The organism is uncultured Georgenia sp. (assembly GCF_937958535.1).
Taxonomy (GTDB): Bacteria; Actinomycetota; Actinomycetes; order Actinomycetales; family Actinomycetaceae; genus Oceanitalea.
Window position 1 is genome coordinate 46,309 of sequence record NZ_CALGNQ010000033.1, and the last position, 11,164, is coordinate 57,472.

The window sequence follows — 11,164 nt, forward strand, 5'->3', positions numbered from 1 at the left end:
GCACGCGTCCCGCGCGAAGGAGCAACGACATGACAGCGACGCCAGCGGCGCCGACGGCGCCGGACGTGCCCCGTGACCGACGGCCGGAGGACGAGCGGTACCCCCTGGGCCGGACCTACCTCTACGGCCTGCAGCACATCATGACGATGTACGGCGGCGTCATCGCCCCACCGCTCATCGTGGGTCAGGCCGCGGGGCTGGACGCCGCGCAGATCGGCATCCTCGTCTCCGCCGCGTTGCTCGTCAGCGGGGCGGCCACCATCCTGCAGACCGTCGGGATCCCGTTCTTCGGCTCCCAGCTGCCCCTCGTCCAGGGCATCTCCTTCGCGTCCGTCTCGACGATGGTGGCGGTCGCGACGGGGGACGGCGGGCTCCCGGCGGTCTTCGGCTCGATCATGGTGGCCGGTGCCATCGGCCTGGCGATCAGCCCGTTCTTCGCCCAGGTGATCCGCTTCTTCCCACCCGTCGTCACCGGCACGATCATCACAGTCATCGGCATCTCCCTGCTCCCCGTGGCCGTCCGCTGGATGATGGGCGGCAACGCCGAGGCCGCGGACTGGGGCTCGGTCCCCAACATCACCCTGGCCGTCGTCACGCTGGTCATCGTGCTGGCGCTCAGCCGGTTCCTCCAGGGCACGATCTCGCGCTTGTCGATCCTCCTCGGGCTCGTCATCGGCACCGTGCTCGCCCTGCCGTTCGGCATGGCGGACTTCTCCACGGTCGGGGAGGGGGCCGCGGTGGCGCTGCCCAGCCCGTTCGCGTTCGGGCTGCCGACCTTCCAGGTCGGGGCAGTCATCTCGATGACCATCGTCGTCCTCGTCATCATGACCGAGACGACCGCCGACATCATTGCCGTCGGTGAGATCGTCGGCACCAAGGTGGACGCGCGCCGGGTGGGCGACGGGCTGCGCGCCGACATGGCCGCCACCACCCTCGCCCCGGTGCTCAACACCTTCCCGGCCTCGGCGTTCGCCCAGAACGTCGGCCTGGTGGCGATCACCGGCATCCGGTCCCGCTGGGCGGTGGCCGCCGGGGGGTCGGTGCTCTTCGTCCTGGGCCTGCTGCCGGTGCTCGGCCGGGTCGTGGCCGCCATCCCGATGCCCGTGCTCGGCGGGGCCGGCCTCGTGCTCTTCGGCTCGGTCGCCGCCTCGGGCATCCGCACCCTGTCCCGGGTGGAGTACGACGGGAACCTCAACCTCACCCTGGTCGCGGTGGCCATCTCCTTCGGCGTCATCCCGATCGCCGTCCCGCAGTTCTACGACCGCTTCCCCGAGTGGGTGGGGATGGTCTTCCACTCCGGGATCTCCGCCGCCTCGGTCGTCGCGGTGCTCCTCAACATCCTCTTCAACGAGCTGCGCTGGGGGCGGCGCGCCCACCCCTCGGTGTTCACCGCCGGGTCCACCGCCCGGCTGCGCGTCGCCGAGGAGCAGGAGCGCCGGCGCGCCGAGTACGTCGACCGGCTCGACGCCGACCGCCGGGCCGCCCACCGGGCCCGCCTCAACGCCGACGTGCGGGCGCGCGTGCGCCACGGCCACGGCCGCCGCTCGGGCTGCCTGTCCGCGCTCGACCTCGACGCCGACGGCGTCCCCGACATCCTCCGGCGGAGCACCCGCGACGCCGCCCTGCCCGACCGCGTCCCGGCCGGCGTGCCGGGCACCCGCTGACACCACGACGAAGGAGCTCCCATGGCACTGCCCAGTCCCAGCTACACGGTCACCATGCGGGTGGAGGTGCCGGCCACGCAGCGTGCCACGGGCGACGTCGTCCACGAGGTGACCGCCGCCGGGGCCCTGGTCATGGGCGTGGACATCGCCCAGTCGACCAGCGACACGCTCGTCGTCGACATCACCTGCGACACGGTGGACGGACAGCACGGCCAGCGGGTCGTGGACGCGCTCAATGCCCTGGAGGGCGTGCGGGTGCTCAAGATGTCCGACTCGACCTTCCTCATGCACCTGGGCGGGAAGATCGAGGTCAACCCCAAGGTCCCGCTCAAGACCCGCCGCGACCTCTCCCGCGCCTACACCCCGGGTGTCGCCCGCGTCTGCCTGGCGATCGCCGACCAGCCGGAGGACGCCCGCCGGCTCACCATCAAACGCAACACCGTCGCCGTCGTCACCGACGGGACCGCGGTGCTCGGCCTCGGGGACATCGGCCCGGCCGCGGCGATGCCGGTGATGGAGGGCAAGGCCGCGCTGTTCAAGCAGTTCGCCGGGGTGGACGCCTGGCCGCTGGCGCTCGACACGACCGACACCGAGGAGATCATCCGCGTCGTCAAGGCGATCGCCCCCGGGTTCGGCGGCGTCAACCTCGAGGACATCTCCGCCCCCCGCTGCTTCGAGATCGAGGCCCGGCTGCGCGAGGAGCTGGACATCCCCGTCTTCCACGACGACCAGCACGGCACCGCCATCGTCGTCCTCGCCGCGCTCATCAACGCCCTGCGCGTGGTGGGGAAGTCGATCGAGGACGTGCGGATCGTCGTCTCCGGCGTCGGTGCCGCCGGCTCGGCGATCATCAAGCTCCTCATGGCCCAGGGCGCCCGCGACGTCATCGGGTGCGACCGCAACGGGGCACTGACCGTACAGAGCGCCGGGGCGGACGTCTACCGCCAGTGGATCGTCGAGCACACCAACCCGTCCGCCTTCACCGGCACGCTGCGGGAGGCCCTCGTCGGTGCCGACGTCTTCATCGGGGTGTCCGCGGGCAACATCCTCACCGGCGCCGACATCGCCCGGATGAACGAGGGCGCCGTCGTCTTCGCCCTGGCCAACCCGGTGCCCGAGGTCGACCCGCTCGAGGCCGGGGAGACCGCCGCCGTCGTCGCCACCGGCCGCAGCGACTACCCCAACCAGATCAACAACGTCCTCGCCTTCCCGGGCCTCTTCCGGGGCCTGCTCGACGCCGGCGCGGCGAAGATCACCGACGAGATACTGCGCGTCGCCGCCGTGGCGATCGCCGGCGTCGTCGGCCCGGACGAGCTCAACCCGGCCTTCATCATCCCCGGCGTCTTCGACAGCCGGGTGGCCGAGGCCGTCGCCGAGGCCGTGGCGGCGGAGGGACGCAAGGAGGTCGCCGCGCGGGGCGCCGAGCCGCAGGACTACGACCAGCTCAACCGGGTCGGCCGATGAGGACCTCCCTCGACCCCGCCACGCTCGACACCGTCGAGTCCCACCTCGCCGCCACCGACCGGCACCTGGCCACCGGCTACCCCGGCGACGACGGCTCGCGCCAGCCCGTCCACACCGTCTACGTCCCCGCCGACCGCTACCACGCCGGCCTGGCCCGCGCGTGGGGCGACCGGGCGCGGGAGATCCTCGCCGCCAACGGCGGCACCCAGGCGCTGCTCGCGGCCGTCGGCGTCCGGGAGGACCTGCGCGAGTCCGTCGGCGCCCTGGTGGAGGACAAGCTCGCCCGCGAGCCGGTGGAGGACCTGCGGGTCGACCTCGAGGACGGCTACGGCACCCGGGACGACGAGGAGGAGGACCGCGCGGTCCTCGCGGCGGCCGCCGGGCTGCGCGAGGAGCTCACCGCGGGCACCGCGACCCCGTTCCTCGGCATCCGGGTCAAGTGCCTGGAGCGCGCGACCCGGAGCCGCGGGCTGCGCACCCTGGACCTGTTCGTCAGCGCGCTGGCCACGAGCGGGGAGCTGCCCGACGGCCTCGTCCTCACCCTGCCGAAGGTGACGACGGTCGAGCAGGTCGAGGCCATGGTGCTCGTGTGCGAGCGCCTGGAGGAGGCGCTCGGCCTGCCCGCGGGGCGACTCCGCTTCGAGGTGCAGGTGGAGACCCCCCAGGTCATCCTCGGCGCCGACGGCACGGCGACGGTGGCCCGGATCCTCCACGGCAGCCGGGGCCGGGTGAGCGGCCTGCACTACGGCACCTACGACTACTCCGCCTCCCTCGGCATCGCCGCCGCACACCAGACGCTGGAGCACCCGGCCGCCGACCACGCCAAGGCGGTCATGCAGCTGGCGGCCGCCGGCACCGGTGTCCGGCTGTCCGACGGCTCGACCAACGTGCTGCCGGTGGGGGAGGTGGACCAGGTGCACGCCGCGTGGGCCAACCACGGGCGCCTCGTCCTGCGCTCGCTGGCGCGGGGCTACTACCAGGGCTGGGACATGCACCCCGGGCACCTGCCGAGCCGGTTCGCCGCCACCTACGCCTTCTACCGCGAGGGCTTCGCCCCGGCGGCCCAGCGGCTGCGGGCCTACCTCCACGGCCAGGAGGGCGGGGTCATGGACGAGCCCGCCACCGCCAAGGCGCTGGCGTGGTTCCTCCAGCGCGGCCTGGACTGCGGCGCGCTGACCACCGCCGAGCTGGCCGAGCACGCCGGCTGCGGCCCGGCCGACCTCGCGGGGCTGCTGGGACGGTCACCGGCCTGACCGGGCCTGCCTGCCGCCGGCCTGACCGGGCCATCTCCGGCCCGCCGCCGGCCTGACCGGGCCACCTCCCCGCCGCCGGCCTCGCCATCCCGAGCGGCTGCACCGCCCGACCTCGCCCTCGCGCCTGACCGCCGGCCGGCCCGACCTCACCGCCGACCTCACCGACCGACCGGCCCAGGTGGCGACGAGCCCCGCGCAGGCCCGCCTGCGCGGGGCTCTTGACCGTCTCCGCACCACCCAGTAGTGTTTCGATATAGGGAATCAAAGTTCCACAATGCGAAAGGTGCCGACGATGGCGCAGCACATCCCGTACACGGTGAACTGCTCGATCCTCCTCACCGACCTCCCGCTCCACGAGCGGCCCGCAGCGGCCCGGGCGGCGGGGTTCGACGGCGTGGAGCTGTGGTGGCCCTTCGCCACCTCCACCCCCGCCGCCGACGAGGTCGACGCCTTCGTCCGCGCGATCCGCGACGCCGGCGTCCAGCTCACCGGGCTGAACTTCAACGCCGGCGACATGCCCGGCGGTGACCGGGGCCTGGTCTCGTGGCCGGCGCGCTCGGCCGAGCTGCGCGAGAACCTCGACGTCGTCACCGAGATCGGCGAACGCACCGGCTGCCGCGCCTTCAACGCGCTCTACGGCAACCGGGTCGCCGGGGAGGACCCCGCGGCCCAGGACGCGCTGGGGGCGGAGAACCTCGCCCTCGCCGCCCGGGCCGTCGCCCGCATCGGCGGGACGGTGCTGCTGGAGCCGGTCTCCGGCGCCGACGCCTACCCGCTGCGCACCTCCGGCGACGTCGTCGCGGTGCTGGACCGGGTGCGCGACGAGCACGGCGCCACCAACCTCGGGCTGCTCCTCGACGTCTACCACCTCGCCGTCAACGGCGCCGACGTCGAGGCCGAGATGTCCGCCTACCGCGACCGCATCGCCCACGTCCAGATCGCCGACGCCCCCGGCCGGGGCGCCCCCGGCAGCGGTGAGCTGCCGATCCGGCGCTGGATCGAGGACCTGCGCGCCGGCGGCTACACCGGCCCGATCGGCCTGGAGTACAAGACCGCCGACCCCGACCCCTTCGCCTGGCTCCCGCGCGCGGAGCGCGCGGCGCGCTGAGCCGCCCGGACCCGACCTACGGAAGAGACGCGACATGAGCACCATCGCCTTCATCGGCCTCGGCATCATGGGCAGCCCGATGGCCGTCCACCTGCAGAACGCCGGCCACACCGTCATCGGCTACAACCGCACCCCGGAGAAGACCGGGCCGCTCGTCGCGGCCGGCGGCCGGGCCGCCTCCTCGGTCGCCGAGGCGGTGGCCGACGCCGACGTCGTGGCCGTCATGGTCCCCGACTCTCCCGACGTCACCGAGGTCCTCACCGGTGAGGACGGGGTGTTCGCCGCGGCCCGCCCCGGCACGCTGGTCATCGACTTCTCCAGCATCCGGCCCGACGTCACCGTCCAGCTCGCCGAGCAGGCCCGGGAGCGCGGCTTCCGCTACCTCGACGCCCCCGTCTCCGGGGGCGAGGCCGGCGCGAAGAACGCGGCGCTGTCGATCATGGTCGGCGGCACGGAGGAGGACTTCGCCGCGGCCGAGGAGATCTTCGGGGCCGTCGGCAGGACGGTCGTCCACGTCGGCCCGTCCGGCTCCGGGCAGACCGTCAAGGCCGCCAACCAGCTCATCGTCGCCGGGCACATCGCCCTCCTCGCCGAGGCCGTCGTCTTCCTCGAGGCCTACGGCGTGGACACCACCGCGGCGATCGAGGTGCTCGGCGGTGGGCTCGCCGGCTCGGCCGTGCTCGACCAGAAGGCGGGCAAGATGCTCGACCGCGAGTTCGAGCCGGGCTTCCGCATCGACCTCCACCACAAGGACCTGGGGATCTTCACCTCCGCCGCCCGCGAGCAGGGCGTCGTCGCCCCGATGGGCGCCCTCGTCGCCCAGCTCATGGCCGCCGCCCGCGCCGCGGGCGACGGGTCCCTGGACCACTCCGGCCTCTTCCGCACCACCTCCCGCCTCTCCGGGCGCGAGTGACCACCCCTGAGGAGACACCATGCCCCGCATGAGAGCGGTCGACGCCGCCGTCGCCATCCTGGAGAAGGAGGGCGCCACCCAGACCTTCGGGCTGCCCGGCGCGGCCATCAACCCCTTCTACGACGCCATGCGTAAGCACGGCGGCATCCGCCACGTCCTCGCCCGCCACGTCGAGGGCGCCTCGCACATGGCCGACGGCTACACCCGGGCCGCGCACGGCAACATCGGCGTGTGCATCGGCACCTCGGGACCGGCCGGCACCGACATGATCACCGGCCTGTACGCCGCCTGGGCCGACTCCGTGCCGATCCTGTGCATCACCGGCCAGGCACCGGTGGCCAAGCTCGACAAGGAGGACTTCCAGGCGGTCGACATCGCCTCGATCGCCGCACCGGTGACGAAGATGGCCAAGACCGTCCTCGAGGCCGCCCAGGTCCCCGGCGTCTTCCAGCAGGCCTTCCACCTCATGCGCTCCGGCCGCCCCGGCCCGGTGCTCATCGACCTGCCGCTGGATGTCCAGCTCACCGAGATCGAGTTCGACCCCGACACCTACACCCCGCTGCCCGTCGTGCGGCCGGAAGCCACCCGCGCCCAGGTGGAGAAGGCGCTGGACATGCTCCAGGCCGCCCAGCGCCCGCTCGTCGTCGCCGGCGGCGGGATCGTCAACGCCGGCGCCGAGGCCGAGCTCGTCGAGCTCGCCGAGACCCTCGGCGTGCCGGTCGTCTCCACCCTCATGGGCTGGGGCGCCATCCCCGACGACCACCCGCTGTCCGCCGGCATGGTGGGCATCCAGACCTCCCACCGGTACGGCAACGCGACCTTCCTCGAGTCGGACTTCGTCCTGGGCGTGGGCAACCGCTGGGCCAACCGGCACACCGGCGGCCTGGACACCTACCGGCGCGGCCGCACCTTCGTCCACGTCGACATCGAGCCCACCCAGATCGGGCGCGTCTTCGCCCCCGACTACGGGGTGGTCTCCGACGCCGGGGCATTCCTGCGCACCGCGCTGGAGGTGGCCCGGGAGCGGCGCGCGGCCGGCAGCCTGCCGGACTGGTCGGCGTGGGTGGCCGGTGCCCAGGAGCGCAAGCGCACGATGTACCGCAAGACCCACTTCACGCAGGTGCCGATCAAGCCGCAGCGGGTCTACGAGGAGATGAACCGGGCCTTCGGCCGCGACACCGTCTACGTCACGACGATCGGGCTGTCGCAGATCGCCGGCGCCCAGTTCCTCCACACCTACGCCTCCCGCCACTGGATCAACGCCGGCCAGGCGGGGCCGCTGGGCTGGACCGGCCCGGCCGCCCTCGGGGTGGCCACCGCGCTGCCGGGGAAGAACGTCGTGGCGCTGTCCGGCGACTACGACTTCCAGTTCATGATCGAGGAGCTGGCCGTCGGGGCGCAGCACCACCTGCCCTACGTCCACGTCGTCGTCAACAACGCCTACCTCGGCCTCATCCGGCAGTCGCAGCGCGCCTTCGACATGGACTACCAGGTCTCCCTCGCCTTCGAGAACATCAACTCCGCGGAGACCGACGGCTACGGCGTGGACCACGTCAAGGTCGCCGAGGGGCTGGGCTGCCGGGCGCTGCGGGTCAAGGACCCCGAGGACCTCCAGCCCGCCCTGCTCACCGCCCAGGCCATGGCCGAGGAGCTGCGGGTGCCGGTGGTCGTCGAGGTCATCCTCGAACGGGTCACGAACATCGCCATGGGGGTGGAGCTCGACGGCGTCAACGAGTTCGAGGACCTCGCCCTGTCGGCCTCCGACTCACCCACCGCCATCGCCCTGCTCGACTGACATGACCCACGTCCTGCTCGCCCCCGACAAGTTCAAGGGCTCGCTCACCGCGGCCCAGGTCGCGGCCCACCTCGCCGCCGGCCTGCGCCGCGCCGCGCCCGGCACCACCGTGGACGAGCTGCCCGTGGCCGACGGCGGCGAGGGCACGGTCGCCGCCGCCCTCGCCGCCGGCTACACGCCGGTCGAGCTCCGGGCCACCGGACCGCTCGGGGTGCCCGTCGCCACCCGGTACGCGCGCCGCGGCGACACGGCCGTGGTGGAGATGGCCGCGGTGAGCGGGCTGGAGATGGTCGACCCCACGCCGGCGACGGCCGGGGCGGCCACCTCCCGCGGCGTGGGCGAGCTCATCGCCCACGCCCTGGACGCAGGGGCCCGGACCGTCGTCGTCGGGATCGGCGGGTCGGCGAGCACCGACGGCGGGGCGGGGATGCTCGCCGCGCTCGGCGCCCGCCTCACCGGCCCCCACGGGCCGCTGCCCGACGGCGGCGCCCACCTGCGCGACGTCGTCGCCGTCGACCTCACCGGACTCCACCCCGGCCTGGCCGAGGCGACCGTGAGGCTGGCCAGTGACGTGGACAACCCGCTGCTCGGCCCGGACGGGGCCGCGGCCGTCTACGCACCACAGAAGGGGGCCGACCCGGCCGGGGTCGCCGCGCTGGAGGCGGGGCTCGCGGCGTTCGTCACCGCCCTGGAGCGCGCCGGGGTCCCCGGCGCGCGCGACCTGGCGCAGGCCCCCGGCGCGGGCGCCGCCGGGGGAGTGGGGTACGCCTGCCTCCTCCTCGGCGCCGACCGCCGACCGGGGATCGAGGAGGTCCTCGCGCTCACCGGCTTCGCCGACCGCCTCGCCGGGGCCGACCTCGTCGTCACCGGCGAGGGCAGCCTCGACGAGCAGTCGCTCCACGGCAAGGCCCCGGTCGGGGTGGCGCGCGCCGCCGCCCGGGCCGGGGTCCCCACGGTCGCCGTCTGCGGCCGGTCCACGCTCACCGCCGCCCAGGCCCGCGCCGCGGGCCTGCGGTCCGTCTACGCTCTGAGCACGCTCGAGCCGGACACCACCCGCTCCATCGCCGCGGCCGGGCCGCTGCTCGAGCGCCTCGCGGCCACCATCGCCACCGAGCACCTCGTCCCCACGGAGACGCCATGAGCACCGACCACGACCTCGTCGTCCGCGCCGCCCGCGCCGTCACCCCGGAGGGGGTTCGCGGCGTCGAGGTCGGCGTCGACGGCGGGCGGATCACCGCCGTCACCCCGCTCGGTGCGGGACTGCGCGGCAGCGACACCCTCGAGCTCGCCGCCGACGAGGTGCTCCTGCCCGGTCTGGTCGACACCCACGTCCACGTCAACGAGCCGGGCCGTACCGAGTGGGAGGGCTTCGCCTCCGCCACCCGCGCGGCCGCCGCCGGCGGGGTGACGACGATCATCGACATGCCGCTCAACTCCATCCCCCCGACCACCACCGTGGCGAACCTGGAGGTCAAGCGGGAGCGGGCGGCGCGCTCGGCCCACGTCGACGTCGGCTTCTGGGGCGGGGCGGTGCCCGGCAACAACGCCGACCTGGCCCCGCTGCACGAGGCCGGCGTCTTCGGTTTCAAGTGCTTCCTCATCGACTCCGGGGTGCCCGAGTTCGGGCACCTGTCGCCCGCGGAGCTGCGCACCACCCTGGAGACGCTCACCGACCTGGGCGCCCTGCTCATCGTCCACGCCGAGGACCCGGCCACCGTCGCCGGCGCCCCGCAGCCGCACGGCCGCCGCTACGCCGACTTCCTCGCCTCCCGGCCCCCGGCGGCGGAGTCCTCGGCCGTCGCCCTCGTGCTCGAGGCGGCCCGCGCCACGGGCGGCCGGGCCCATATCCTCCACCTGTCCGACGCCGACTGCCTGCCGCTCGTCGCGGCGGCCCGCGCCGACGGCGTGCGGGTCACCGTGGAGACCTGCCCCCACTACCTCACGCTCTGCGCCGAGGACGTGCCCGACGGCGCGACCTCCTACAAGTGCTGCCCGCCCATCCGCGGCACCGACAACCGCGACCGGCTGTGGCAGGGCCTGCTCGACGGTGTCATCGACGTCGTCGTCACCGACCACTCCCCGTCCACCCCCGACCTCAAGGCGCTGGACACCGGCGACTTCGGCACGGCGTGGGGCGGGGTCGCCTCCCTCCAGCTCGGCCTCGCGGTCGTGTGGACCGAGGCCCGCCGCCGGGGAGTGCCGCTGGAGTCGGTCGTACAGTGGATGTCCGCCGGCACCGCCGACCTCGTCGGACTGTCCCGCAAGGGAGCCATCGCCCCCGGCCGCGACGCCGACCTCGTCGTCTTCGCCCCCGACGAGCGCGTGGTGGTCGACCCGGCGCGGCTCTACCACCGCAACCCGGTCACCCCCTACGCCGGCCGCGAGCTCACCGGCGCGGTACGGCGCACCCTGCTGCGCGGCCGGGAGGTCACCGAAACCCCCGCCGGCACCCTGCTCCACCGCGCGGAGCGCACCGTCCAGACCGTCCCGTCCCACGAGGAGGACCGCCGATGACCCGGCTCAGCCCCGGCGACACCGCCCCCGACTTCACCCTGCCCGCCGCCGACGGCAGCACCGTCGCCCTGGCCGACGTCCTGGCCGAGGCACGCGAGGGCGTCGTCGTGTACTTCTACCCGAAGGCCGGTACCCCCGGCTGCACCACCGAGGCCTGCGACTTCCGCGACAACCTCGCCTCGCTCAAGGGGGCCGGCTACACCGTGCTGGGGGTCTCCACCGACCCGATCCCCGACCTCCGGGCCTTCGCCGCCGCCGAGCACCTCACCTTCCCGCTGCTCTCCGACGCCGACCACGCCGTGGCCGAGGCCTACGGCACGTGGGGGCCCAAGACGGTCGACGGACGGACCTTCGACGGTGTCCACCGCTCCACCTTCGTCATCGACCCGGACGGCACGATCCGCTCCGCCCAGTACGACGTCCAGGCCCAGGGCCACGTCGCCGCCCTGCGCG

General features: G+C 74.2%; 9 protein-coding genes. All 9 read left to right on the plus strand.

Annotated features, from left to right (window positions below):
• The first annotated feature begins 29 nt into the window (after nt 1–29).
• Entirely contained in the window at nt 30–1,664 is a 1,635-nt protein-coding gene (locus Q0195_RS01730) for a nucleobase:cation symporter-2 family protein (protein WP_299273719.1), read from the plus strand.
• A gap of 21 nt (nt 1,665–1,685) precedes the next feature.
• Nucleotides 1,686–3,128 (plus strand): NAD-dependent malic enzyme, encoded by a 1,443-nt coding sequence (locus Q0195_RS01735; RefSeq protein WP_299273722.1) that lies wholly within the window; start codon nt 1,686–1,688, stop codon nt 3,126–3,128.
• A complete protein-coding gene (locus Q0195_RS01740; protein ID WP_299273724.1) occupies nt 3,125–4,381 on the plus strand; it encodes an aldolase/citrate lyase family protein in 1,257 nt (418 codons plus the stop codon). The genes Q0195_RS01735 and Q0195_RS01740 overlap by 4 nt, the downstream gene beginning before the upstream one ends.
• A 304-nt stretch (nt 4,382–4,685) precedes the next feature.
• Nucleotides 4,686–5,489: a TIM barrel protein gene (locus Q0195_RS01745; protein ID WP_299273742.1), complete on the plus strand. Its 804-nt coding sequence runs from the start codon at nt 4,686–4,688 to the stop codon at nt 5,487–5,489.
• Between the two features lie 34 nt (nt 5,490–5,523).
• Nucleotides 5,524–6,402 carry a 2-hydroxy-3-oxopropionate reductase gene (locus tag Q0195_RS01750; protein WP_299273726.1) on the plus strand — a complete coding sequence of 293 codons (879 nt, stop codon included), beginning with the start codon at nt 5,524–5,526 and terminating at the stop codon, nt 6,400–6,402.
• Between the two features lie 19 nt (nt 6,403–6,421).
• Nucleotides 6,422–8,197, plus strand: coding sequence for a glyoxylate carboligase (gcl, locus tag Q0195_RS01755; RefSeq protein ID WP_299273729.1), 1,776 nt, complete (start codon nt 6,422–6,424; stop codon nt 8,195–8,197).
• A gap of 1 nt (nt 8,198) precedes the next feature.
• Entirely contained in the window at nt 8,199–9,338 is a 1,140-nt protein-coding gene (locus tag Q0195_RS01760) for a glycerate kinase (RefSeq protein WP_299273732.1), read from the plus strand.
• Nucleotides 9,335–10,711 (plus strand): allantoinase AllB, encoded by a 1,377-nt coding sequence (gene allB / locus Q0195_RS01765; RefSeq protein WP_299273735.1) that lies wholly within the window; start codon nt 9,335–9,337, stop codon nt 10,709–10,711. Before Q0195_RS01760 ends, allB begins: the two co-directional genes overlap by 4 nt.
• Nucleotides 10,708–11,164, plus strand: a 457-nt coding sequence (gene bcp, locus Q0195_RS01770; protein ID WP_299273737.1) for a thioredoxin-dependent thiol peroxidase, incomplete at its 3' end; no start/stop codon positions are given. The genes allB and bcp, both read left to right, overlap by 4 nt.